The organism is Pseudomonas sp. LFM046, assembly GCF_000949385.2.
GTDB lineage: Bacteria > Pseudomonadota > Gammaproteobacteria > Pseudomonadales > Pseudomonadaceae > Metapseudomonas.
In genome coordinates this window covers 1,570,473-1,594,428 of record NZ_JYKO02000001.1, presented here as the reverse complement: position 1 = coordinate 1,594,428, position 23,956 = coordinate 1,570,473, and the positions used below count along the sequence as shown (strand labels likewise).

26 protein-coding genes and 2 pseudogenes are annotated in these 23,956 nt (G+C 64.6%); 12 read left to right on the top strand and 16 right to left on the bottom strand.

Annotated features, from left to right (window positions below):
- Positions 1 to 9 precede the first annotated feature (9 nt).
- The gene (locus TQ98_RS07465; protein WP_044871526.1) at positions 10 to 945 is read left to right on the top strand and encodes a DMT family transporter; all 936 of its coding nucleotides are present in this window, start codon (positions 10 to 12) and stop codon (positions 943 to 945) included.
- Positions 946 to 967: 22 nt separating this feature from the next.
- On the opposite strand, the gene TQ98_RS07460 is transcribed toward TQ98_RS07465, so the two are convergent.
- Positions 968 to 1,882: a c-type cytochrome domain-containing protein gene (locus TQ98_RS07460; protein WP_044871527.1), complete on the bottom strand. Its 915-nt coding sequence runs from the start codon at positions 1,880 to 1,882 to the stop codon at positions 968 to 970.
- Positions 1,883 to 2,215: 333 nt separating this feature from the next.
- On the opposite strand from TQ98_RS07460, the gene TQ98_RS07455 reads away from it, so the two are divergent.
- Positions 2,216 to 2,536: a hypothetical protein gene (locus tag TQ98_RS07455; RefSeq protein ID WP_044871528.1), complete on the top strand. Its 321-nt coding sequence runs from the start codon at positions 2,216 to 2,218 to the stop codon at positions 2,534 to 2,536.
- A 54-nt stretch (positions 2,537 to 2,590) separates the two neighbouring features.
- Here TQ98_RS07455 and TQ98_RS07450 read toward each other — a convergent pair whose 3' ends face one another.
- Both TQ98_RS07450 and TQ98_RS07445 read right to left on the bottom strand, forming a co-directional pair.
- On the bottom strand, positions 2,591 to 2,851 hold the full coding sequence (locus tag TQ98_RS07450; RefSeq protein WP_044871529.1) for a DUF3509 domain-containing protein: 261 nt from the start codon (positions 2,849 to 2,851) through the stop codon (positions 2,591 to 2,593).
- A 267-nt stretch (positions 2,852 to 3,118) separates the two neighbouring features.
- A complete protein-coding gene (locus TQ98_RS07445; RefSeq protein WP_044871530.1) occupies positions 3,119 to 3,955 on the bottom strand; it encodes a S1-like domain-containing RNA-binding protein in 837 nt (278 codons plus the stop codon).
- Between the two features lie 319 nt (positions 3,956 to 4,274).
- Between TQ98_RS07445 and TQ98_RS07440 the strand changes: the two genes are divergently transcribed.
- Positions 4,275 to 6,608 carry an LTA synthase family protein gene (locus TQ98_RS07440; protein WP_044871531.1) on the top strand — a complete coding sequence of 778 codons (2,334 nt, stop codon included), beginning with the start codon at positions 4,275 to 4,277 and terminating at the stop codon, positions 6,606 to 6,608.
- A gap of 142 nt (positions 6,609 to 6,750) precedes the next feature.
- Here TQ98_RS07440 and TQ98_RS07435 read toward each other — a convergent pair whose 3' ends face one another.
- Both TQ98_RS07435 and TQ98_RS07430 read right to left on the bottom strand, forming a co-directional pair.
- A complete protein-coding gene (locus TQ98_RS07435) occupies positions 6,751 to 8,046 on the bottom strand; it encodes a phospholipase (protein ID WP_044871532.1) in 1,296 nt (431 codons plus the stop codon).
- Positions 8,047 to 8,226: 180 nt separating this feature from the next.
- On the bottom strand, positions 8,227 to 9,285 hold the full coding sequence (locus TQ98_RS07430; RefSeq protein ID WP_044871533.1) for a phosphorylcholine phosphatase: 1,059 nt from the start codon (positions 9,283 to 9,285) through the stop codon (positions 8,227 to 8,229).
- A 211-nt stretch (positions 9,286 to 9,496) separates the two neighbouring features.
- On the opposite strand from TQ98_RS07430, the gene TQ98_RS07425 reads away from it, so the two are divergent.
- Positions 9,497 to 10,474 (top strand): zinc-dependent alcohol dehydrogenase family protein, encoded by a 978-nt coding sequence (locus tag TQ98_RS07425; protein WP_044871534.1) that lies wholly within the window; start codon positions 9,497 to 9,499, stop codon positions 10,472 to 10,474.
- Positions 10,475 to 10,598: 124 nt separating this feature from the next.
- On the opposite strand, the pseudogene TQ98_RS28060 reads toward TQ98_RS07425, so the two are convergent.
- The 3 genes and pseudogenes from TQ98_RS28060 to TQ98_RS07415 all read right to left on the bottom strand — a co-directional run.
- A pseudogene (locus tag TQ98_RS28060) lies at positions 10,599 to 10,796 on the bottom strand (DUF1294 domain-containing protein); the annotation flags it as partial.
- A 135-nt stretch (positions 10,797 to 10,931) separates the two neighbouring features.
- Positions 10,932 to 11,060, bottom strand: a pseudogene (locus tag TQ98_RS28055) (DUF4124 domain-containing protein); the annotation flags it as partial.
- 2 nt (positions 11,061 to 11,062) lie between these two features.
- Positions 11,063 to 12,394, bottom strand: a complete 1,332-nt coding sequence (locus TQ98_RS07415) for a DEAD/DEAH box helicase (RefSeq protein ID WP_044871535.1) — start codon at positions 12,392 to 12,394, stop codon at positions 11,063 to 11,065.
- A gap of 139 nt (positions 12,395 to 12,533) precedes the next feature.
- Here TQ98_RS07415 and TQ98_RS07410 point away from each other — a divergent pair, with 139 nt between their 5' ends.
- Entirely contained in the window at positions 12,534 to 13,079 is a 546-nt protein-coding gene (locus TQ98_RS07410; protein WP_044871536.1) for a dihydrofolate reductase family protein, read from the top strand.
- Entirely contained in the window at positions 13,076 to 13,471 is a 396-nt protein-coding gene (locus TQ98_RS07405) for an NUDIX domain-containing protein (RefSeq protein ID WP_044871537.1), read from the top strand. Before TQ98_RS07410 ends, TQ98_RS07405 begins: the two co-directional genes overlap by 4 nt.
- 10 nt (positions 13,472 to 13,481) lie before the next feature.
- On the opposite strand, the gene rarD is transcribed toward TQ98_RS07405, so the two are convergent.
- The 3 genes from rarD to TQ98_RS07390 form a co-directional block, all read right to left on the bottom strand.
- Entirely contained in the window at positions 13,482 to 14,378 is an 897-nt protein-coding gene (rarD, locus tag TQ98_RS07400) for an EamA family transporter RarD (RefSeq protein ID WP_044871538.1), read from the bottom strand.
- 278 nt (positions 14,379 to 14,656) lie between these two features.
- The gene (locus tag TQ98_RS07395; RefSeq protein WP_044871539.1) at positions 14,657 to 15,256 is read right to left on the bottom strand and encodes an FMN-dependent NADH-azoreductase; all 600 of its coding nucleotides are present in this window, start codon (positions 15,254 to 15,256) and stop codon (positions 14,657 to 14,659) included.
- Between the two features lie 161 nt (positions 15,257 to 15,417).
- Positions 15,418 to 15,735: a hypothetical protein gene (locus tag TQ98_RS07390; protein ID WP_044871540.1), complete on the bottom strand. Its 318-nt coding sequence runs from the start codon at positions 15,733 to 15,735 to the stop codon at positions 15,418 to 15,420.
- A gap of 109 nt (positions 15,736 to 15,844) precedes the next feature.
- On the opposite strand from TQ98_RS07390, the gene TQ98_RS07385 reads away from it, so the two are divergent.
- The 6 genes from TQ98_RS07385 to TQ98_RS07360 all read left to right on the top strand — a co-directional run bounded on the left by TQ98_RS07385 (position 15,845) and on the right by TQ98_RS07360 (position 21,103).
- The gene (locus TQ98_RS07385) at positions 15,845 to 16,771 is read left to right on the top strand and encodes a LysR family transcriptional regulator (protein ID WP_103102903.1); all 927 of its coding nucleotides are present in this window, start codon (positions 15,845 to 15,847) and stop codon (positions 16,769 to 16,771) included.
- Positions 16,772 to 16,784: 13 nt separating this feature from the next.
- A complete protein-coding gene (locus tag TQ98_RS07380; RefSeq protein WP_044871543.1) occupies positions 16,785 to 17,594 on the top strand; it encodes an alpha/beta hydrolase in 810 nt (269 codons plus the stop codon).
- Positions 17,588 to 18,142: a peptidylprolyl isomerase gene (locus tag TQ98_RS07375; protein WP_103102902.1), complete on the top strand. Its 555-nt coding sequence runs from the start codon at positions 17,588 to 17,590 to the stop codon at positions 18,140 to 18,142. Before TQ98_RS07380 ends, TQ98_RS07375 begins: the two co-directional genes overlap by 7 nt.
- A gap of 58 nt (positions 18,143 to 18,200) precedes the next feature.
- Positions 18,201 to 20,033: an ABC transporter ATP-binding protein gene (locus TQ98_RS07370; RefSeq protein WP_044871546.1), complete on the top strand. Its 1,833-nt coding sequence runs from the start codon at positions 18,201 to 18,203 to the stop codon at positions 20,031 to 20,033.
- 141 nt (positions 20,034 to 20,174) lie between these two features.
- Positions 20,175 to 20,441: a DUF2790 domain-containing protein gene (locus TQ98_RS07365; protein WP_044871547.1), complete on the top strand. Its 267-nt coding sequence runs from the start codon at positions 20,175 to 20,177 to the stop codon at positions 20,439 to 20,441.
- Positions 20,442 to 20,758: 317 nt separating this feature from the next.
- Positions 20,759 to 21,103 (top strand): DUF2790 domain-containing protein, encoded by a 345-nt coding sequence (locus tag TQ98_RS07360; protein ID WP_082073164.1) that lies wholly within the window; start codon positions 20,759 to 20,761, stop codon positions 21,101 to 21,103.
- Here the strand turns inward: TQ98_RS07360 and TQ98_RS07355 are convergent, their stop codons facing one another.
- The 5 genes from TQ98_RS07355 to TQ98_RS07345 all read right to left on the bottom strand — a co-directional run bounded on the left by TQ98_RS07355 (position 21,104) and on the right by TQ98_RS07345 (position 23,945).
- The gene (locus tag TQ98_RS07355; protein WP_044871548.1) at positions 21,104 to 22,231 is read right to left on the bottom strand and encodes a GNAT family N-acetyltransferase; all 1,128 of its coding nucleotides are present in this window, start codon (positions 22,229 to 22,231) and stop codon (positions 21,104 to 21,106) included. It abuts the gene before it with no gap.
- Positions 22,232 to 22,333: 102 nt separating this feature from the next.
- Positions 22,334 to 22,450 carry a cytochrome c oxidase subunit CcoM gene (gene ccoM, locus TQ98_RS28245; RefSeq protein WP_044871549.1) on the bottom strand — a complete coding sequence of 39 codons (117 nt, stop codon included), beginning with the start codon at positions 22,448 to 22,450 and terminating at the stop codon, positions 22,334 to 22,336.
- Between the two features lie 407 nt (positions 22,451 to 22,857).
- Positions 22,858 to 23,013 (bottom strand): hypothetical protein, encoded by a 156-nt coding sequence (locus TQ98_RS27880; protein WP_177410164.1) that lies wholly within the window; start codon positions 23,011 to 23,013, stop codon positions 22,858 to 22,860.
- Entirely contained in the window at positions 23,010 to 23,606 is a 597-nt protein-coding gene (locus tag TQ98_RS07350; RefSeq protein WP_044871550.1) for an alpha-ketoglutarate-dependent dioxygenase AlkB, read from the bottom strand. The genes TQ98_RS27880 and TQ98_RS07350 overlap by 4 nt, the downstream gene beginning before the upstream one ends.
- A gap of 42 nt (positions 23,607 to 23,648) precedes the next feature.
- Positions 23,649 to 23,945, bottom strand: coding sequence for a hypothetical protein (locus tag TQ98_RS07345; RefSeq protein WP_044871551.1), 297 nt, complete (start codon positions 23,943 to 23,945; stop codon positions 23,649 to 23,651).
- Positions 23,946 to 23,956: the final 11 nt, after the last annotated feature.

Sequence of the window (23,956 nt, the reverse complement as noted above, 5' to 3'; positions counted from 1 at the left end):
AGTTGAACGATGAAACCCTCCCGCCTGCCCCTGGACTGGTTCGCCTGCGGCCTGATGTTCGTCCTCTGCATCTGCTGGGGCTTCCAGCAAGTGGCGATCAAGCTGACCCTGGACGACGTGCCCTCCATCCTGCAACTGGCCATCCGCTCCGGCGGCGCGGCGCTGGTGCTGGGCGCCCTGGTGCTCTGGAAGGAAGGTCGCGCGGCCTTCAGCGACGGCACCCTGCTGCCCGGCATCGCCGTCGGTGCGCTCTTCGCCCTGGAGTTCCTGTTCATCGGCGAAGGCCTGAACCACACCAGCGCCTCGCACCTGTCGGTATTCCTCTACACCGCCCCGATGTTCGCCGCCCTGGGCCTGCACCTGATGCTGCCCGAGGAACGCCTGTCGCCCTTGCAATGGCTGGGCGTGCTGGTGGCCTTCGGCGGCATCGCCACCGCGTTCCTCGGCCAGCCGGCCGGCGCCCCCGGCAATGCGTTGCTGGGCGACGGCTATGCCCTGCTCGGCGCCCTGGCCTGGGGTGCGACCACGCTGGTGATCCGTGGTTCGTCGCTGTCCGAGGCCAACCCGGTGAAGACCCTGTTCTACCAGCTGTTCGGCGCGGCCCTGCTGCTCACCGTGGTGGCCTTCAGCACCGGCAATACCGAGATGCAGCTGACCCAGCGCGCCATCATCAGCCTCAGCTTCCAGGTGGTGGTAATCGCCCTGGTGAGCTACCTGGCGTGGTTCTGGCTGCTGCGCCGCTACCTCGCCTCGCGCTTGTCGGTGCTGTCTTTCATGACCCCGCTGTTCGGTGTCACCTTTGGCGTGCTGGTACTGGGCGAGCAGCTCGATCTGTCTTTCGTCGTCGGCGCCATCCTGGTGCTCGGCGGCATCCTGCTGGTAAGCGGCACCGAGCTGCTGCGCGGCCGCCAGCAGCGAAAGGCCCTGGCCCCTTCCGAGGCCTGAATCCGCTCCGCAGCCCATGAGATCAGCGCCGCCGGATGCGCTCTACCAGCACCCGGCCGTCCTGGCCCCACCGCCCGCGCACTTCCACGTAGTCGCCCACCTCGGGCGCCTTGTCGATGCGCGTGCCGGGACCGACCACCAGCGGCAATGAATCCAGGGTCCAGCCCTCCCCCAGCACGCCTTGCAGGCGCACCCGCGCCCCCACCGGGCTGGGCGCTGGTTGGCCGTTGGTATCGCGGGCGCCCTGGTCGATCCAATCCACGATCAACTGGATTTCCTCATCACTGAGAAAAGGTGGGCCGTCGTAGGGCATCTGCGGTTGCGACTGGCCACGGATGCGCCGCACCAGTTCACTGGCCCCAGCGGCACCGGGCACCACACGCACCCGTTCGTGACGGTCGAGGATGGCGGCGTAGCTGTTCAGCAGCAGGCCTTCCGGAGCTGACCCCATCAGGCCGTAGGCGGAATGGCACTTGACGCAGCGACTGGCGAAGATCGGCGCCACATGGGCATAGGTGACCGGCTGGCCCGCCGCCGGGCGCTGCAACGGCGCCGGCGCGACAGGGGTGTCGGGCGGATTGCGGCCAGCCTTGAGGCCACCCGCGATCCAGTCTTCGAACAGGGCGATCTCGGCATCGCTGAGAAAGGGAGGCCCGGTCATGGGCATGCGCGGCTGGCTGATCCCTTTCAGGCGCCGGACCAACTCACTGCCGGCAGGGTCACCGGCGTTCACCACCGGGCGGCCCTTGCTACCCTTGAGCAGCTCGTCGAGGCGGGTCAGCCGCAGCCCCAGGGGCGCCGCCTCGCCGGCGTGGCACATCACGCAGCGGGCCTGGAGGATGGGCTGGATATCGTCGAAGGTCACCTCCGCCGCCTGGACCGCTCCCTGCGTGATGAGCAATCCACCCAGCAGCACCCGCCGCAGCCACGTGCCCATGTAGAATCCGCTCCCGCGCCGGTTGTCTCGCCAGGTTCCGCACGAACGCCCACCGCCGTCCGCGGATTGTTCGTCCAGAGCGTAAGCCTAGTGAAACAACTTGCCCTGCGCAGGCGGGAACCCCGCCCCGATCCGCCGGTCAGTTTATTTGAGGTCGGCGGGTGCCGGCCTAAAGCCCCGGGCTCTTTTCAGTCGCCGCTGTAGACCCCGGGGCTTTCCTGTGCGCGGAAATCGGAAACGTCCAAATACAGAATTGCGACCCTGACCCGTTTTCTCGGGGCCTGCCTTGGGCAATGATGGCCGCCGCAAATCGCACCACTGGAGAAACACTGCATGAAACCTGCCCCCCGTCTCGTCGCCCTGCTGCTCGGCGCTGGTCTGCTGGCCAGCCTGTCCGGCTGCGACCTGGCCGAAGAATCGGCCAACAAGTTGGCGAAAAAAGCCGAGGCGGCCGCCCAGGAGATCGCCCGGGAAGCCATCAGCGAAGCGGTCAACGAACTGAACAAGCAGGTGGACGAAGTCCAGGCCTCGGCCAAGGAACTGCTGAAGGAACCGAAGAAGGACGAGAGCCGCGAAGAATCGCCGCGCAAACCGTCGAACAAGGATGAGAAGAAGGAGGACGCCATGATGCCACCCTCCGGAATTGAAACCTGATCCCTGGAGATTCCGGCCGCGACATCCCGTTCGCGGCCCGCAGGCATCACAACCTCAAGCGCGGAGGTAGCGCGGCAAGGGCTTGCGATGCAGCACCTTCAGCGACTCCACCGGCGGAACCTCCCCATTTTCCAGCGCCAGGTCGCGCTTCAGCGTACTGACCAGCCAATCCAGCTGCGCCGTTGCTGCCACCACGCGCTGGAAGAATTTCCCCTCGCGTTCCAGTGTCAGCACAAAGCCACCATCGGGCCGAGGCTTGGCACTCAGCTCGTATTCCGGAAAGGCGCTGATCAGCTTGTCAAAATCCAGATCCATGTCTTCTCTCCCAGAAAAATGACTGCTCCTGCACCCCATTTGCAGCGTGCATGCCCGCGATATGACAACCGAAACGCCAAATAAATCAGTCGGTTGCAAATTTTTTAGCCTAATTTTTTCATGCATTGCGCACGATTCGGGCGTCATTCAGCGTGCAATTTGCAAGCCCCACACAATGCAAAACCCCCGTCCGGACCAGGCATCCGGACGGGGGTTTTGACTTCAGGGCCGCGTATCACACGACCTGCGGAAGAACGACCGGCAGGCTCAGAGCAGCTCGATACGGTCGTCTTCGATGCGGATCAGTCCCTGCTTGTAGAGGCCGCCGATGGCCTTCTTGAAGGTGCCCTTGCTGACACCGAAACGCTGACTGATCAGCTCCGGCGGGCTTTTGTCGGACAAACGCAGCACCCCGCCCTCGGCACGCAGCGCGGCGATGATCTGCTCACCCAGGCCGCTGACCGCCTGCTCACCCACCGGCTGCAGGCTCAGGCTGATTTTGCCGTCGGGGCGGATTTCCTTGATGTAGCCCTTCTCCTGCATGCCGCTGCGGAGAAACTTGAACATCTCGTTCTTGTGGATCAGGCCCCAGTGCTTGCCCTCGATAATGGCCTTGAAGCCGAGATCGGTCTTCTCTGCCACCAACAGGTCGACGGCCTGGCCATGCTTGTAGTGCGGCGGGTGGTTGTCCAGGTAGCGGTCCAGGCGAGCGGTGGCGGTGATGCGGCGGGTGCGCTTGTCGAGGTAGACATGCACGACGCAGTAATCGCCCACCTGGAGCGGGCGCTTCTCTTCCGAATGGGGCAGCAGGAGGTCCTTGGGCAGGCCCCAGTCGAGGAACAGCCCGATCCGATTGATTTCCACCACCTTGAGGCTGGCGAACCCGCCGACCTGCACCTTGGGCTTGAGCGTGGTGGCCACCGGGCGGTCTTCGCTGTCCAGATAAAGGAAGACATTCAGCCAGTCGCCCACCTCGGTGGGCTCGTCCTTGGGCACATAGCGCTTGGGCAGAAGGATCTCGCCATCCGGGCCGCCATCCAGGTACAGGCCGAAGTCGGTGTGCTTGGCCACCTGAAGTGAATTGAAACGCCCGATGAGTGCCATGTCCGCTACCTCTGAAAGTCGAGGCGGCATTCTACCTGCTGGCCTGGCCGACGGGTGAATCGTGCAGCCCACCACCACGACTACCTCCATAAGCCGCCCGTCCCGACCGACAGTCGCCATTGGAATCATTCCGACGCGCCTCGCCGCCCCTTCCTTTCATCGGCGACGAATCACCGGAGCCCGCCTGAATTTTAATTCTGCAAAACTGTCTACTGGTCGCTAGCACACCGATGTTTCAGAATCATGTCGTCGAGTGCCCGACCCCATGCATTCCAGCATCAACCCAACGGATTCTCACTGCCCCATCTCAGGAGTTCCTGTGCGTCCATTCAGCCGCTGGCTGTCGCAATCCGCATCGCTCGCAACACTTGGCGTGCTCTTCCTGGTGATTCCCCTCGCCAGCCGCTACTGGCTGGGCTGGTCCAACCCCTTCGGCTACCTTTCCGACCTCGCCTTCGGCAGCTTCCTGATGCTGCTGCTCTACGGCCGCTCGCTGCTGCTGGCAGTGCCGCTGATGCTGCTCTGGAGCCTGATGATTCTCGGTAACGCCGAACTGGTGGGCGCCGTCGGGCGCATGCCGGAACCGAGCGACCTGAAATACCTGCTCGACCCGCAATTCGTCAGCCACTCCACCCAGGGGGGCGGCATCACCCATCCGTACCTGGGCCTGGCAATCGGCGCCAGCCTGCTGGCCTGCCTGCTCTTCTGGCGGCGCCGCCACCGTCCGCTGTCGTGGAAATGGTTCAGCGCCCCGGCCGCGTTGCTGATGGGCCACGTCGCGCTGCAGTACGTGCAACCCAGTGACGCCGACCAGTGGCAGCAGTTCAACCTGCCCCACAAGCTGATGGCCAGCGCTGTGAACAGCGGCCAGTTGGCGGTGGAGGACTGGCTCGACGGCGACCAGCCGGAAACGCCGCCGGACATTGCCGGCCTGGCGCGCCTGGACCTCGACGGCTCTCCCCTGCTCCCCGGCCCCGGCCGCGCGCGCAACGTACTGGTGATCACCCTGGAAGGCATTCCCGGTGCCTACATCGCCGCCAACCGGGCAGCCATCAACAGCAGCTACCAGGACTCGCTGATGCCCAAGCTCAGCACCTGGGCCGAACGCGCCATGACCACGCCGGACTACGTGCTGCACAGCCACCAGACTATCCGTGGCCTGTACGCCATGCTTTGCGGTGACTACAGCAAGCTGGATTCGGGCACGCCCAAGGGCCTGGAACTGCTGAACAACCCGGCCCGCGCCAAGGCCTGCCTGCCGTCGCAGATGCACCAGCACGGCTTCAGCACCCACTTCCTGCAGGGCGCCGGGCTGCGCTTCATGGCGAAGGACAAGATCATGCCGCAGATGGGCTTCGACAAGACCCTGGGGCGCGACTGGTTCCGCAACAAGGCCTACCTGGAATTCCCCTGGGGCATGGACGACAAGTCCTTCTTCGAGGGCGCGCTGACCTACGTGAAACAGCTGCGCCAGCAGAAGAAGCCCTGGATGCTCACCCTGCTCACCGTCGGCACCCACCAGCCCTACTCCGCCCCCGCGGATTACCTGGCGCGCTACCCGGATTCCAAGAAGGCCGCCATCGCCTACCTGGACGACGCCGTGGACGCCTTCCTCGCCGGCCTGGAGAAACAGGGCGTGCTGAAGGACACCCTGGTGATCGTCACCTCGGACGAATCCCACGGTATCGAGAACGTTCGCCTCGCCTCGGCCTGGGGCTTCAACCTGGTGCTGGCGCCGGAACAGGCCTCGCTGCCGCCGATCAAGGCCGGCGTGTACGGCCACGTCGACCTGACCACCTCCATCCTCGACTACTTCGGCTACCGGGTGCCGCAGAACCTGTCCGGCCGCTCGCTGTTCCGCGACTACGCCACTGGCCGCGAGATCATGTCCTACACCAACGGCAAGCTGCGCTACCACGACGGCAAGGACACGTTCACCGAATGCGATTTCCGCCAGGTCTGCCGTCGTTACCAGAGCGAAGGCTTCATCGCCGACGAAGCGCGGTACGTGGGCAGCTATAGCGGCAAGAAGGCCCGCATGATCGCCCAGCGCGCCGCCTTGCTGGACCAGTCGCTACAAGGCAGCAACCTCGGCCAGGAATACCAGTTCGCCACCCGCGAACGCATCCGCCTGAAAGACAAGGCCAAGGATGACTGGGCCGACAACCTGATCGGCGCGCAGTACATGGAATTGCCGAAGAACACCCGCACCAGCGTGCAGATGACCGTCAAGGTACTGCGCATGGACCGCAAGGGTGCGCAGCTACGGCTGAAGGCGAAGGAATTCGAGCGCGACGTGGCCCTGCCGATTCCGGAAATGCCGTTGCTGAAACAAGGCAAGCCGCTGAAGGTCAACTTCGCATTCGACAACCCGGAAGCGCGCAAGGCCTTCTCCTTCCACCTGCTGGGCGAAGGTCGCGGTGTGATTGAGATCAGCGACTTCCGCGTGACCACCGAGCCCCTGCCGACCCCGGCCGTCGCCGCTGAAAGCACCGGCCAGGTCGCGCAGAAACGCCCGCTGCACCCGATCACCACGCTCTTCGGCTTGCTGGGCCGTCAGCAGGACGCGCTGGAGGATGAGCTGGAAACTCCGGGCAACGATCGCGCCGTGCTGCCGGAAAGCACTGAACTGCGACTCCAGCAGTACCACTGAGCAATCCACGCCCCCTTCCCTCGCGGAGGGGGCTGTCCTCTTCACTGCCTGCCTCACCGTAGGGTGCGCGCGACGCCCCACCCCGATCAGCGCCTTCGCGCGTTGCAGATGACGTGAGTCGTATCCAGGCAGCGCCCTGGGGTCACTGCGGCAGCGTGGCGCGGGTCGCGTTACGGCTGTGGGCGCCGAAATGGCGAATCAGGCGCACCAGCGCCTGGTTGAGCTGGACGTCGTCGGGCAGCGCCGCCAGTTGGTTGCCCTGGCTGAATCCCGTCGAAGCCTGCCCGCCCGCCAACCAGTGGGCGATACGGGCATCGAAGTCGTCGGCGGCATCGTAGGCTTCCTGGGACACCACCAGGCGCAGGGACTCGCCATCGAACGGCGGATAGTTTTCGTCCACACGGTTGTCGGTGTAAGCGCGAAGCAGCGGGCTGTCGTTGCGCCCTTCCCGCAACAGCTTGCGCAGCCAGTCGGCCTGGTACCGCTCCACCTCCGTATGCCGGGTGGCCACCTGCGCGATGGCCGCCCGCTTTTCACTGTCCAACCCGACGGCCGCCTTCAGCGCGATCCACATCAACCGGACGGAACCGTGACCCGGCAAGGCCTTGGCGTGATAGGGCTGGGTCAGGTCCTGGATGTAATGCAGGCCCCAGCCGAGGAAGCGGTAGCCCCAGTAGGGGTGGCCGCTCTCGAAGGCGAAGCGCGCCAGGCCGAGGTACTGGTGCACCCGCACTTCGGGGTAGGTGCGGGCCAGGTACGGCGCGGCGCGGTAGATGATGTCTTCCTCGTGGTAGTAGCCGATGTGAAACGGCGCCTGGGAGGAGTACTCGAAGCGGGGATCGCCGAAGGGCTGCTTGCCGAAGTTGTAGCGGGTACCGGCTTCGCCCGGGTTGTCGCTGAACAGGTTGATGTCATGGCCGTAGTCCGGCTCGTCGGCGGCACTGGCAACCACGGCCAGGGCCGGCAGCTTGTCGCCCGGCTGCACCTGGTAGAAGCGCCACTCGCGCCACAGGTTGAGCTTGCGGAAGACCAGCACATCGGCGGCGTCCAGGGGCGTCCGCCCGTTCCAGTCCATGCCCGGCAGCGCCTGGACGAAATAGGCCAGCTTGATCTCGGGATTGACCCGCAGCGCCATGAGGAAGGCCCGACGGTGGTCACCGCCGTGGGTGGGAATCCAGCGCAGGTCATCGGGTCGGGCCGGGTAGTCCGGAAGGGTCTCGCGGAAAAACTCTTCCTGCTCGTCCAGCAGCTGCTCCAGGGCGACGCCCTCTTCTTCCAGGAAGTACTCCAGGCTCTCGACTTCGACCGGTGGCGCATCCTTTATCTGGGGCAGCCCAGCCAGTGCCAGGGCGGTGCCCAGGGCGTGGTTGGACCAGGCCAGGGCTGCGGTCGGCAGGCCGGCAAGGCTCAGGCTGAGGGCGAGCGCCAGGTACTTCATCGATCACTCCGTGACAAGGTTCGAGCGAGGCCCGGCAGGGTAGCAGCCATGGCAGGCGACTTCACTGTCCAGCCAGGACAGCGGGACTCACCGATCAAGCCGACAGGAATGACTTTAGCCAAAGCCCGGAAACGAAGCGGCCGCCCTGGGGCGGCCGCAACTCAGAGCCTGCTCAGGCTCTTATTGGATCTGTTCCGGTGTCACCACCACCCAGTTCTTGTCTGCCGTCACCGGCAGCCCCTGCTTGGCCTGGGCCTCGGCGTTGGTCTTGCGCATGGCGGTGATCTGGTCCATGTACTTGGCCTTGCGGTTGATCCAGAGGTTGATCCCGCCTTTGTTCACATCGGTGCCGTGGAACATCATGTAGCCGTCGCTGATGGGCGTATCGCCGGCCACCAGGATCGGCTTCTTCCACTGGTCGATGTAGGTGAGAACGGCGGCGTGCTTGCCGGACATCCAGGTGGCGGGAGTCCAGAGGTACGGCGTCAGCTCCAGGTCCAGGTTGGCCTTCTCTTCATACTTGCCGGCGCTGATCTGCTTGCGCGCCGTGGTCACGGCACCGCTCTTGCGGTCCTTCAGCAGCGTGGTCACGCCGATGACGTTCTCGGGCTTCACGTTGTAGCCGTACTTCGGGTCGGAGGCGACCATGCGGACCAGCTCTTCCAGGGCAGCGGTCATGATGTAGACCTCGATACCGTTCTCGCTGAGTTTGTTCATCAGCTCCTTCTGGCCGGTGAAGATCTTCGGCGGATTGATCTCGACCGTCTTCACCTCGTCCCCTTCGTAATAAGTGGCGGGGATCGGCTTGCCATAGGCCATCAGCTCATCGACGTAGCCTTTCAGCTCCCGCAGGGTGAAGCCGGAGAACACCTGGGCGACCCAGGGGTAGCAGACCAGGTCGTCCACTTCGCAGAGTCGGTAGTAGTAGCTGTTGAGGCTCTCCTTGTGACCGTTCACATCCTTGAAGGGAATCAGCTTGAGGGACGGGTCGAGCCGCTCACGGGTGAGCACGCCTTTCATTTCCAGGAAGGGCAGCAGGGACTCCTCCAGGTCATAGCGATAGCTGGTGTTGTCCATGTCGAAGACGGCGAAGTTGCCCTGGTTGGCATGCTTGGCGATCAGTGCGTTCAGTTCCTTCGCAGCCGGCTCCGGCCAGTGCTTCAGCTCGGTCGCGGCCTGGGCGGCGCCGGCCAGCCCGAGGCACAGCGCAACGGACATCAGTGTCTTGGCAATCTTCATTCTTCTTATTCCTTAGTGCATTGACGTGAGGAAGCCCCGATTCCAGCTTCGCCGTCGAACCTAACAAAGCGCCCGCTCGATGCTGGCGCCAAAGCGACTTCCAGCGTCCTCATCGCGCCATTGGATCAGCGACGCAAATGCCAGGGGATTCAGCGCCCTGTGACCTTCAGCGACTAGACTCAAGGCCCCCAGAGCCGCCAGGAGAAGCGTGATGCTCAAAGCCGAATACAAGACCCGTGGTCCGGTGCCGCAGGACGTGATCGAAGCCGTGGAGTTCGAACTCCCGCCCGTGGCCGCCGGCCAGGCGCTGGTGAAGGTGCTGGCGGCGCCCATCAACCCCTCCGACGTGCTCACCCTCACCGGCGAATACGGCATGCTGCCTCCCCTGCCCGCCATCGGCGGCAACGAGGGCGTGGGCGAAGTGCTGGAAGTGGCCGCCGACGTGACCGGCCTCAAGCCCGGCCAGACCGTGCTTCTGCCGGTGGGCTGCGGCACCTGGCGCACCCACCTGATCGCCGACGCCCAGCAGCTGATCGCGCTGCCCAGCGCTGATCCGCAGCAGCTGGCGATGCTCACCGTGAACCCGCCGACCGCCTACCTGATGCTGCGCGAATTCGTCGATCTGCAGCCGGGCGACTGGGTGATCCAGAACGCCGCCAACTCGGGTGTCGGCAGCTACCTGATCCAACTGGCGAAGATTCGTGGCCTGAAGACCGTGAACGTGGTGCGCCGCGACTCGGCGATCGCAGCGGTACAGGCCGAAGGCGCAGACGTGGTGTTGGTGGACGGCCCCGACCTGCCAAAGCGCGTGCGCGAAGCCACTGGCGGCGCACCGGTGAAGCTCGGCATCGATGCCGTGGGTGGCGCCTCCACCGACCACCTGGCAGCCAGCCTGGCCGAAGGTGGCGTACTGGTGAATTACGGACGCATGAGCGGCGAGGCGTGCGTGATCAATGCCGGCTCCTTTGTATTCCGCGATGTGACGCTGAAGGGTTTCTGGCTCGCCCGCTGGTACCGCCAGGCTACCCCCCAGCAGAAGATGCAGGTGTTCGGCGAGCTGATCCAGCTGATCGCCAGCGGCCAGCTCAAGGCTCGCATCGCCGCCACCTATAACGTCAGCCAGATCAAGGAAGCGGTGGTGGCCGCGGCGGCTGGAGAGCGGGACGGGAAGATCGTGCTGGTGCCGTGACGATGACGGGGCGCCCCGCCGAGCGGGGCGTGCTTTTGTAGGAGCGAGCTCTGCTCGCTCCTACAGCTCTACTCCGGGCCGCGGGCCTGCCTCAACCCGCCACCCAATAGCCCAACGCCCCCAGGTGCACAGCCACGATCAGCCAGAACTTCACCTGGTAGGCCAGCTTGCGGTTCTTGTGGCGGATCAGCTGCTGCGCCAGCAGCCCGCCGGGCCAGCCGCCGAGGAGTTCGTAGAGATGCAGGCGGGACTCCGGTGTGCGTTGTTCGCCGGCAACGGCAAAGCGTTTGTCGCGCCAGTAGGCAACGAAGCAGACCAGGCTCATGAAGGCATAGACCAGCACCATCCACTGCCACACGGCCAGTCCACCCATCCAGGGCACCAACTGGCGCACACCGTTCTCGGCAATCTGAAGCAGGCCCGCGAGATTATCCGGGGTGCCGGACGCCAGGGGCTGAGAGGCGTCCAGGGAACTGCAGCCCTGATCGGTGTATCGGACCACACCGTCCGGCTGCACACAGCGATAGACCTCGGCCTGCGCCGAGGCCACAGCAAACCCGGACGCAGCCGGGGCTAGCTTGTGCATCCTTACTCCGCCGTCGGCTTCTTGCGCTTCAGCGGCGCCATGCCGTCATTGCTGACCACGCGGGACTCCTCGCGGGGCTTGCTCGGCTTGCGCTTGGGCGCGGCGGCCTTGGCGGCGGGCTTCTTGTCGCCCTTCTTGTCGGTCTTTTTCTTCTTGGCGCCGGCGGCCTTGCCTGACGCCTTGACCTTCTTCGGGCCGGTGTAGGTGCCCTTGAGCTCCTTGATGGTCCGGCGCTCGAAGCTCTGCTTGAGGTAGCGCTCGATGCTGGACATCAGGTTCCAGTCGTTATGGCAGATCAGCGAGATCGCCAGGCCCTCGCCACCGGCACGGCCGGTGCGGCCGACGCGGTGCACGTACTCGTCGCCGGAGCGCGGCATGTCGAAGTTGATCACCAGGTCCAGACCTTCGATATCCAGGCCACGGGCGGCGACGTCAGTGGCCACCAGCACCTTGGTGCCACCCTGCTTCACGCGTTCGATGGCCAGTTTGCGGTCCTTCTGGTCCTTGTCGCCGTGGAGCACGAACGCCTTGTAGCCACCCGCCACCAGGTGTCCATAGAGGCGGTCGGCCTGGGCACGGGTGTTGGTGAAGATGATCGCCTTCTGGTAGGTCTCGTTGGCCAGCAGCCAGCGCGCCAACTCCTCCTTGTGCTCGGGGTGGTCGGCCGTGATGATCTGCTGGCGGGTGCTCTCGTTGAGTTGATCAACGCTATTGAGGCGCAGGTGCAGCGGGTCACGCAGCACATTGGCGGAAACCTCGCGCAGTGCGGCGCCACCGGTCGTCGCGGAGAACAGCAGGGTCTGCTTGCGGTTGGCGCAGAGTTCGGTGATGCGCTGCATGTCTTCGGCGAAGCCCATGTCGAGCATGCGGTCGGCCTCGTCCAGCACCAGCACTTCCACCTCGCGCAGATCCACAGTGCCGGAGTTCAGGTGCTCGATCAGGCGGCCGGGCGTGGAGACCAGCACGTCGGGCAGCTTGCGCAGCATCGCAGCCTGCACCTTGAAGTCTTCCCCGCCGGTGACGATGCCGGACTTGATGAAGGTGAACTGGGAAAAACGCTCGACCTCTTTCAGGGTCTGCTGCGCCAGTTCGCGGGTCGGCAGCAGGATCAGCGAACGGATGCGCTCGCGGGGCTTGGCCTCGCCAATCAGACGATTGAGCAACGGCAGGACGAAGGCCGCGGTCTTGCCACTGCCGGTCTGGGCGGTCACCCGCAGGTCGCGCCCTTCCAGGGCCGGCGGAATGGCCGCCACCTGCACCGGGGTCGGCTCGACGAAATTGAGTTCGGCAACAGCCTTGAGCAGACGTTCGTGCAGGGCGAATTGGGAAAACACAGGGCTACCTCGGTCGAAAGCGTAAACAGCTGCATAGGTTACCCGGAGTCGCGAGCAAACGCCCGATTTCCTGGCGGTGCGGCGACGGAAATTCCCGGCTGCAGCTACGCTCTGACCACTCGAACGAAGGAGCCCGACCATGAGTGCCGCCCTGATCTACTACGTCGCCGCCAGCTTGGATGGCTACATCGCCCGCCCCGACGGCCGCGTCGACTGGCTGAAACCCATCGAGGACGCCGGTGACGATCATGGCTACCAGGCCTTCTATGACAGCATCGACGGCTTGCTGATGGGTCGGGTGACCTACGAAGCCGTCCTGGCGTTCGGCGGTGCGTGGCCTTACCCGGGCAAGCCCTGCATGGTGCTGACCCGTGGCGAGCCGCCCCGCGCGGCACCGGAGGTGCAGATCAGCCACGACACCCCCGCCCAGGCCATCGAGCAACTTGCCGCTGCCGGCTGCAAACGCATCTGGCTGGTGGGGGGTGGCTCACTGGCGGGGACCTGCTACTCTGCCGGCCTGCTCAACGAGCTGGTGGTCAGCTTCATCCCGCACCTGCTGGGCGCCGGCATCCCGATGTTCGCCACGGGCCTCGAGCGACGTCTCCAGCTCCGCGAGCAACGCAGCTTCCCCACCGGCGTGGTGCAATTGCACTACCTGCTCCTGCCCGATTCCGAGACACCATGACGACCCTGAATATCGCCGCCGCCTGCCTGCTCGATGCACACGATCGCCTGTTGCTGGTGCGCAAGCGCGGTACCCACGCGCTGATGCTGCCCGGCGGCAAGCGCGAAGCCGAAGAAAGCCCGATCCAGGCCCTGCAACGTGAGCTACAGGAAGAACTCCAGCTGAACCTGGACGCTTCGGCCCTGGAACCCCTCGGCCGCTTCCGCGCGCCGGCCGCCAATGAAGCTGGCACCTGGGTCGATGCCGACATCTTCGTCGCCCGCCTGCCCCACGCCGTGGAAGCGGCGGCCGAACTGGAGGAACTGGCCTGGCTGGAGCCCGGCGAGCCCCATCCGGAAAATCTGGCCCCGCTGCTGCGGGACCATGTACTGGACGCCCTGGCGAGCCGCTGAACGGGCCCGCTCAGTAGCCTTTGCGGGACTGCCGCCGCAGCAGCACCGCACTGTCCCAGCCGATCAGCAGCACCGCCGCCCAGATGGGCAGGTAGGTCCAGAGCTGGGCGGGATTGAAGGCCTCGCCGAGGAACACCACCGCCACCGCGAACAGCAGCACCGGCTCCACATAGCTGAGAATCCCGAACAACCCCATGGGCAGCAGCCGGCTGGAGGCCATCATGGCGGCAAAGGCCAGGGTGCCCAGCAGGCCCAGGCCAGGCAGCAGCCACCAGAGCTGCGGCGCCTGGATGAAGGCCCCGGGCGGCGAGAAGTTGGCGATCAGCCAGATGGCCAGGGGCGCCAGCACCGCCATTTCGAGGATGAACCCGGACAGCGCATCCAGCCTCATCCAGCGGCGCAACATGAAATAGGGCGGATAGCCCAGGGCGGTGACCAGGGTCAGCCAGGAGAAAGCACGGGTCAGCCAGAGCTCGTGGAGCACGCCGATCACCGCGCAACACACCGCCAGCAACTGCAAAGGCCGCAGCCGTTCGGCGTAGAACACCCGCCCCGCCACCACCATCGCCAGGGGCAGCAGGAAATAGCCGAGGGACACCTCCAGCATCCGCCCCTGCAAGGGCGCCCAGAGGAACAGCCCCCATTGCAGGCCGATCAGCAACGCCGCAAACGGCAGAGAAGCCAGCAGCAGCGGTTCGCGCCGCAAGCGCCCGAGCACGGCGATAAATGAAGGTACCTGACGGGAAATCAGCAACAGCGTCAGTACCGCCGGAATCGACCAGAGCACGCGCTGAGCGAACACCTGCACGCCGTCCAGCGGCGCCAGCTCGCGCACATATCCGGGCATCAGGGCAAATAGAACCGACGCCGTCAGGGACAGCGCCACACCACGACCGGACAGCTTCATGACCGCCTCGGCACGCAGGATAGGGAATGGAGCGAAATCATCATGAGCCTCGCAAAGCAGCCGGCGAAAATACGCCCTCCTTGCCGCGAGCGAAAGCTTATCAAGCAGAAAAGACGGCCATGCGGACGGGGCCGTCCCCTGCGTTGTCGAAAACGGCATGGGCCGTGTCCGGATCGGTCCTCCCCGCACACGTAAAAAAGCCCGGCCTGAAACAGGCCGGGCGACAAGGTGCGCTCAAGGAGCCAAGCGCACCAGGCGGAGCGGGAGCGAAGGGAAGATCAGGCAACCTTGGCCAGTTGCGCCTTGGCGGAAGCCAGGCCTTTTTCCTGGAACTCGTTGCCCATGTTCAGGCCTTCGGCGTGGATGAAGGTCACGTCATGGATACCGATGAAGCTCATGGCCTGACGCAGGTAGGGCTCCTGATGGTCCAGCGGGCTACCGGAGTAGATGCCGCCACGGGCGGTCAGGACAAAGGCACGCTTGCCGGTCAGCATGCCCTTCGGGCCGGTATCGGTGTACTTGAAGGTCACGCCGGCGCGCAACACGTGATCCAGCCAGGACTTCAGGGTGCTCGGGATGGCGAAGTTGTACATGGGGGCGGCCATGACCAGTACGTCGGCGGCCAGCAGTTCTTCGGTCAGCAGGTTGGAACGTTGCAGGGCGGCCTTCTCGATTTCGCTCTGCTGGTCGGCGGGCTTCATCCAGCCACCCAGCAGGTCGGCATCAAGGTGCGGCACCTGGTCGACAGCCAGATCGCGGACGGTGACTTCATCGGCCGGGTGAGCGGCTTTCCACTGGGCGATGAAGTCCTGGGTCAGCTGGCGGGAAACGGAACCTTGCTGGCGGGCGCTGCTTTCGATGACGAGTACGCGGGACATGTGGGCTACCTCCATCGGGGGGTTGATTGCGTCGATGGGATGCAGGTTATGGCGTCACATATCGATAAAAAAGCGTAAATATCCGCTTCAAAATATCAAGAAAGTTGATTTGTACCAGGAGGGGCACTAGGCTGATTCCTGTGCCCAACCCCCTACCCAGGCTACGGGTTGGGGTTACAGGTCAGCTTGATCCGCAGCTTGATGATTGCTCGGTTGAAATTGGAGGTCAGGTAGGCGCTCTTGCCGCCCTCGATGACGGCCTTGCGCACCTTGGGGGTTTCCGGTCCGTTCACGAACACCACTTTGCACTCGGCGGTGACCTCACCGACGTTCTGCACGTTGATCGCAGCCAGGCGGTTATCGATATCGGTGGTGTCGTAGACGATCTCGGCGCCGTTGTACTGCTTCTCCACCTCGATGGGATAGGCGAAGGCCAGGGCCGGCAACAACGCGAACACGGCACAACACAGCTTTTTCATGGACGTTCTCCAGAGCAGAGAACGCCAGCTTAACAGAGCGCCGCAAGCGGCATCAGCGCCATGGGCGCGCGCAATTTGGCGGCATAAGCAGGAAGAGGAGCAGCACAGCATGAAAGCCCCGCGCGTAACCCTGGATCAGTGGCGAACCCTGCAAGCGGTGGTGGACCACGGCGGTTTCGCCCAGGCAGCGGAAGCCACCCACCGCTCGCAATCCTCGGTGAGCTACACCGTGGCGCGCATGCAGGAGCAACTGGGTGTTCCGCTCCTGCGTATCGAGGGCCGCAAGGCGGTGCTCACCGAAGCCGGCGAAGTGCTGCTGCGGCGCTCGCGGCAACTGGTCAAGCAGGCCAGCCAGCTGGAAGAGTTGGCCCACCACATGGAACAGGGCTGGGAAGCCGAGGTGCGCCTGGTGGTGGACGCGGCCTACCCCAACGCCCGCCTGGTGCGTGCCCTCTCCGCCTTCATGCCGCAGAGCCGTGGTTGCCGCGTGCGGCTGCGGGAAGAAGTGCTGTCCGGGGTCGAGGAAGTGCTGCTGGAAGGTTCGGCGGACCTGGCCATCACCACCCTGGATATCCAGGGCCACCTGGGCGCTGGGCTTTGCTCGGTGGAGTTCATCGCCGTCGCCCACCCCGACCATCCCCTGCACCGCCTGCAACGGCAGATCAACTTCCAGGACCTGGAAAGCCAGCTGCAGGTGGTGATCCGCGACACCGGCCGTACCCAGCCGCGCAACGTCGGCTGGCTGGGGGCTGAACAGCGCTGGACCGTGGGCAGCCTGTCCACCGCCGCCAACTTCGTCAGCAGTGGCCTGGGCTTCGCCTGGTTGCCGCGCCACCTGATCGAGCGAGAACTCACGGAAGGCCAGCTCAAGCCGCTGCCCCTGGAGCAAGGTGGCAGCCGTCACCCCTCGTTCTACCTGTATTCAAACAAGGACAAGGCCCTGGGCCCGGCTTCGCAGATCCTGGTCGAACTGATCAAGACCTTCGACTCGGCGCCGCTGGACGTCCCATTCGCCGCGCCGATTTCCAGCGTCTGACAGGAGTGTCCCCATGTCCTACTTCGAGAACGATGGCTGCCAGATCCACTTCGAGGACTACGGCCGCGGCGCTCCGGTGTTGCTGGTCCACGGCCTGGGCTCCAGTACCCGCGACTGGGAGTACCAGATTCCCGCCCTGGCCGCGCGCTTCCGGGTGATCGCCCTGGACGTCCGTGGCCACGGCCGCTCCGACAAGCCCCGCGAGCGCTACAGCATCGCCAGCTTTGCCGAAGACGTGGAAGCGCTGATCGAGCACCTGGGGCTGATCAACGTGCACCTGGTGGGCATCAGCATGGGCGGCATGATCGGCTTCCAGCTCGGTGTCGACCGCCCGGACCTGCTGCGCAGCCTGACCATCGTCAACAGCGGCCCCGAGGTGAAACCACGCTCGCCCGGGGACCTTCTGGAAATCGCCAAGCGCTGGACCCTCTCCCGCCTGCTGAGCCTGGAGAGCATCGCCAAGGCCCTCGGACGCCTGCTCTTCCCGCTGCCCGGACAGGAGGAGCTGCGACGCAAGATCGAGGAGCGGTGGCCGCAGAACGACAAGCGCGCCTACCTTTCGGCCCTCGACGCCATCATCGGCTGGGGCGTACGGGACAGGCTCGAGCGTATCCACTGCCCGACCCTCGTGGTCACCGCCGACCGCGACTACACCCCGGTCGCCCAGAAGGAGGCCTACGTCAAGGAACTGCCTGACGCACGCCTGGTCATCATCGAGAATTCCCGCCACGCCACCCCGCTCGACCAACCTGAAGCTTTCAACACCACCCTGCTCGACTTCATCGACGAAGTGGAGCGCAACAAGGACCCGAAACCATGCTGAAGAAACTCGTACTGGGCGCCTGTGCCCTGCTCGTCTCCCTCAACCTGATGGCCGCCGACAAGCCCCATGTGCTGCTGACCACCAGCGCCGGGGAAATCGAGGTGGAGCTGGACGCCGACAAGGCCCCGGTGAGCGTGAAGAACTTCCTCGACTACGTGGATGCCGGCTTCTACAACGGCACGGTGTTCCACCGCGTGATCCCCGGTTTCATGATCCAGGGCGGTGGCTTCGATACCGCCTTCAGCGAGAAGGAAACCCGCCAGCCGATCAAGAACGAGGCGGACAATGGTCTGCACAACGTGCGCGGCACCCTGGCCATGGCTCGCACCCAGGCGGTTGACTCGGCCACCAGCCAGTTCTTCATCAACCACAAGGACAACGCCTTCCTCGATCACGGCAGCCGCGACTTCGGCTACGCGGTGTTCGGCACGGTGGTGCGCGGCATGGACGTAGTCGACCAGATCGCCAACGTCCCCACCGGCAATCACGGCATGTTCCAGAACGTTCCGCTGAAGCCAGTGGTGATACTCTCTGCCAAGCGGCTCTGAACCCGCCGGCCCGGACAGGAAGTCCAGGTCGCCAGACTCCTGACCGGATGGATTCGCCATGCTTTTCCAACGCTTCGAGCGCCTGATCGACGTGTTCCGTCAGGCGCCAGACGAAATGCCCCCGCGCAGCGTCCTGCGCTTCTACGCCTACTACCTGCGCCAGGTCTGGCCATTCTTCAGCGCCCTCCTGCTGGTGGGACTGATCGTGGCCCTGATCGAGGTCGCGTTGTTCAGTTTCCTCGGCCGCATCGTCGACCTGGCCCAGGCCACGCCCAGCACTGAGCTGTTCCAGAGACATGGCGCCGAGCTGTTCTGGATGACGCTGGTGGCCCTGGTCCTGCGGCCACTGTTCAACACCTTGCACGACCTGCTGGTGCACCAGACCATCACCCCCAGCCTGACCAACCTGATCCGCTGGCAGAACCATCGTTACGTGCTCAAACAGAGCCTCGGGTTCTTCCAGAACGACTTCGCCGGACGCATCGCCCAGCGCATCATGCAGACCGGCAACTCCCTGCGCGACTCAGCGGTGCAGGCGGTGGACGCGCTCTGGCACGTGCTGATCTACGCCGTCAGTTCACTGGTGCTGTTCGCCGAAGCCGACTGGCGCCTGATGCTGCCGCTGGTGGCGTGGATCAGCTGCTACATCGCGGCGATCATGTATTTCGTACCCCGGGTCAAGCAGCGCTCCGTGGAGTCTTCCGCAGCCCGCGCGAAGCTGATGGGGCGCATCGTCGACGGCTACACCAATATCACCACCCTCAAACTCTTTGCCCACACCCGCGAGGAAGAGGACTACGCCCGCGAGGCCATCGACGAGCAGACCCGGCGCAGCCAACTCGCCGCGCGCGTCGTGACCACCATGGACGCCACCATCACGACCTTGGGCGGTTTGCTGATCGTCAGCACCGGTGGGCTGGCCCTCTGGCTGTGGACCCAGGGGCTGATCAGCGTCGGCGCCATCGCCCTGGCCACCGGCCTGGTGATCCGCATCATCAACATGTCCGGCTGGATCATGTGGGCGGTCACCGGCATCTTCGACAACATCGGCCAGGTCCAGGACGGCATGCAGACCATTGCCGTGCCGCGGCAGGTGACCGATCACCACGAAGCCCGGCCCCTGCAGGTCCAACGGGGCGAGGTACGCTTCGAACGGATCAGCTTCCACTATGGCAAGGGCAGCGGCGTGATCGAAGGCCTCGACCTGCGCGTACGGCCTGGCGAGAAGATCGGCCTGGTAGGCCCTTCCGGCGCCGGCAAGTCCACCCTGGTCAACCTGCTGCTGAGGCTCTACGACCTGGAGGGCGGCCGCATCCTCATCGACGGCCAGGACATCGCCCAGGTGACCCAGGAAAGCCTGCGGGCACGGATCGGCATGGTCACCCAGGACACCTCGCTGCTGCACCGTTCCATCCGCGACAACCTTCGATACGGCCGCCCCGGCGCGGGCGACGCCGAACTTCTGGACGCAGTACGCAAGGCTCGCGCCGATGAGTTCATCTCCCTGCTCTCGGATGCCAACGGACGGCGCGGCTTCGATGCCCACGTCGGCGAACGGGGGGTCAAGCTTTCCGGCGGCCAGCGCCAGCGCATCGCCATCGCCCGCGTGTTGCTCAAGAACGCCCCCATCCTGATCCTCGACGAAGCCACCTCGGCCCTGGACTCGGAAGTGGAAGCGGCCATTCAGGAGAGCCTGGAAACCCTGATGCACGGAAAGACGGTGATCGCCATCGCCCACCGCCTGTCCACCATCGCCCGCATGGATCGCCTCGTGGTGATGGATAAAGGTCGAGTGGTGGAAACCGGCACTCACGCGCAGTTGCTGGAGCACGGCGGCCTTTACGCACGGCTTTGGCAGCACCAGACCGGCGGTTTCGTCGGCGTGGAATGAAGCCGGGCCGCGTCGCGCCATCGACGCGGCTGATCTCCACTACCAAGTGCTTTGATTTCTACCGGACTCATCCGGCTGGTCATATGGGACCCGTCTCCGGTTTCACCTGAAACCACCCACGGACCCAATGAGGATCAGCCCATGAAGATCGCATCCGCCGTCAGCGCCGTGCTTGCCAGCCTCGCCCCCAGCGTGTTCGCCCAGGACTTCCAGCGGGAGCCGGGCGCGGGCATCCCCGCCGTCGACTACCACTACGGCATGGAACTGGACGTACAGCGCGTCCTGTACCGCACCGACGCCTCCCAGCGCACCGGCGTGGTGCCGGTCACCCTGGTCTATGAGGACAGCAAGGGCGAGCTGCACAAGGTCCGTTTCCTCGAGTGGGGCAACCACACCAGCAACAGCTGAGCTGTACGGCACCTGACAGACGGTCGGGCGCACCCTGCGCACCCGACCTGATGACCTCAGAGGCACGGTGCGCATTACCCAGGTGAAATCACCAGATAAACGGTTTGGTCGAGGTGGAATTAACGCCCAGACCGGCCAGAAACGAAAAAAATTCACTCACCGCGACAAACGGTCGCAACACCTCAAGCACGGGCGATTGGGACTGGTTAAAAAACGCTCAAACCGAGGTTCGCCGAACCAGGTGGTTGAACTAAAAACGATCAGCCTGTCAGATGAAGTCCCTCGTAAGCGAAACCCAACAGAGGAAAACAAGCCTTATGAAAATGGCCTCGGTTGTAAGCGCCCTGCTCTCTAGCCTCGCGCCCAGCGTATTCGCCCAGGATGGCATTCAGAACCAGAACCACGGTGCCGCCCTGCAGCCCGTGGACTACCACTACGGAATGGAAGTCGACATCCAGAAGGTGCTGCACCGCACCGACACCTCCCAGAAGACAGGCGTAGTGCCGGTCACTCTGGTCTACGAAGACAGCGAGGGCGAAGTGCACAAGCTCCGCTTCCTCGAATGGGGCGGCACCACCGCTGACGGCACCCTCGTCAGCCAGATCGATGCCTCCCCCGACAGCGGGACGGACGTCACGCCTGAACCCACCCAAATCGGCTGATCAATCCCGCCGGAAGGGCAGCAGGCCTCTCGCTTCTTCTGCGTAGGCCAGCACCCCACCCCGCTCCTGCACCAGGAAATCGTCCACCGCGGCTCGCAAGCCGGGATGGGACAGCCAGTGCCAGGAGCGGGTGATCACCGGCTCAAATCCCCGGATCAACTTGTGCTCGCCCTGAGCTCCAGCATCGAAGCGCTGGAGGCCAATGGCGATAGCCTGGTCGATACCCTGGTAGAAGCAGGTCTCGAAATGCAGCCTGTCGAACTCCGCCAGACAGCCCCAATAGCGCCCGTACAGGGTGTCGCCCCCCACTAGCGAGAAGGCCATGGCCACCGGCCGGCTGTTCTGCAGCGCCAGTACCACGCGAATCGCTTCCGGCATCCGTTGCGCCAGCAGGCTGAAGAACGTCCTCGTCAGATAGGGCGCCTGGCCCCGCACCCGGTAGGTGTTGGCGTAGCAGGCGTAGACGAAATCCCAGTCCGCTTCATCCAGTTCGTGGCCCTGGCGCCATTGGAACTCGATCCCCTGCCCCGCCACCTGGTCGCGCTCCTTGCGGATCTGCTTGCGCTTGCGCGAACTCAGCGCATCGAGGAAATCCTGGAAGTCCCGGTAGCCGTGATTGCGCCAGTGGAACTGGCAGCCCAGGCGCTCCAGCCAGCCCTCGCGGCCGCGCAGGTGGTGGTCGGCAAAGGCATCGGTGAAATTGATATGCAGACCGGAAAGGCCGTCGGCGGCGACATCGGCCACCACCGCATCCAGCAGCGCTTCGGCGGCCGCGTCATCCACCGCCAGCAGGCGCGCCCCGCCGACCGGGGTGAACGGCACCGCAGCCAGCAGCTTGGGGTAATAGCGGATGCCCGCTCGCTGGCAGGCATCGGCCCAGGCCCAGTCGAACACGTATTCGCCGTAGGAATGACTCTTGAGGTAGGCCGGCAGCGCGGCCCTCAGCTCACCGCGCTCTCCGCGCAACAGGTGATGCGCCGGATGCCAGCCACTGCGGCCACCCACGCTGCCGCTCTCCTCCAGGGTGGAAAGAAACGCGTGGCGCAGGAACGGCTGGTCGTCCGGCAGCAGGGCATCCCAGTGCTGCGGATCGAGATCATCGAGGCGGGAAAGGGTCTGGATCGGCATGGCGCCAGTCTGGCGCGGGCCGTAATGGAAGAAAAGCGGGAATAAAAAAATGGGCGACCGAAGTCGCCCGAGGTGCCTTGCGTGCCTGTAAACCCAGAGAACTCAACGCGGCTTGCGTTTGTGCGAGTCCTTCCAGATGAAGTAACCAACGCCAGCGAAGAACGCGAACATGAGACCGACGGTGCCTATACCAGCGAGAACCACTGTATCGATGAACATGATCTGCCTCCTGCGTGTGGCGTTGTTGCTTCGATGGGTTCAAGTTACCCGCACGGCCGGGATCGAAAATTGATCTGGATCAATAGTGCCGGAGGGCCCGCGACAAGGCTGTCGGGACACTGATCCAGATCAAATTTCGAGGGAGGCGGCAGGGCAGTTGTAGGGTGGATAGCGCTTTTCTATCCACCAACGATGCGGGGACGAGCTCCGACGGTGGACCGATGAAGCGTGGTCCACCCTACGAAACTTTTCTGTGGGGGCGAATTCATTCGCGAACCGGACCGCAGGTTCGGCCTGGGAGTCAGCTTGGGGCTGCTGCGCAGCCCTTGGCGAATAAATTCGCCCCCACAACAAAAGCCCCACCACAGTCAGTCAGCCCGGATGAAATCCGGGAAAAGGAGTCGAACTCAGCGCTTTTTCGGTTTCTTCGACTTCTTGCCCTTGGGCAGCGGCATGGCCTGTTCGAAGGCCTTGCGCATGTCGTTCAAGCGCTTTTCGTGGACGTCATGGATGCGCTTTTCGCGCTCGGCACCGAAGTCGATCAGGTTTTCGTCATTGCTCATCTGCGGATCCAGCGGAAGGTGAGATTGAGACGGGGGGCGCAAGGGATGCGGGTCTTCGCCACCTGGTGCTGCCAATGATGCTGTGTCGGCCCGCTCATGACCAGTAGCGCGCCGTGGCCCAGGTCCAGGGAGCACTCGATGCGGTTGCTGCCCTTGCGGCGCAGGTCGAAGCGGCGGGTCTCGCCCAGATTGAGGGAGGCTACCGTTGGATTCCGCCCCAGTTCAGGTTCGTCGTCACTGTGCCAGCCCATGGAGTCCTGCCCATCGCGGTAGTAATTGAGCAGCACGCCGTTGAGCGGTTGCCCCACTGCGTCCTGCACCCGCGAGCGGATTTCCGCCAGCAACGGCGTCCAGGGCAGGGGTTGGTGGGTCAGTCCGGAATAGGTGTAGCTGGCCTCGGGATCGCCGTACCAGGCCACCAGGCGCGGCACCGGATAATGGCGCCCATGGAGATAGACCTCAGGCCGCTCCCAGGGCGTCTCGGCCACCAGCCGTTCCAGCCAGTCGCTGGCCTCCCCCGGAGTAAGAAAATGCGGCTCGTAGCGCAGTTCAGCATCGGGCAGTTGGAGGGGGATATCGTCGAACAGGTCCACCGGCGTCGGCTTCAGGAAGGAAGATGCCTCATGCTGCGCGCGTCAGACCTCCACATCAACCCAGAGCCCCTGGCGCGGCAACTCGCTCAGCACGGCCTGGTCCTCCTCCGCCACCTCCCCCGCTGCCAGCTCTTCCGGCGTGTAGCCCCGTCGCTGGCGGCGCCGCTGTTCCTCGCGAAGCAGTTCTTCGGCCTCCTGGGGATGACGCTTGTCCAGGCTGACGGCGCTCTCCTGCGCGCTTTCCTGCATGGGTGTGACCGGCGGGACATCCGGGCGTGACTTGACCACATCCTGCTGGGCAGTGACGGGGACCAGGCTCTGGGGAATGGGCGGCAGCATGGGAAGGCCCT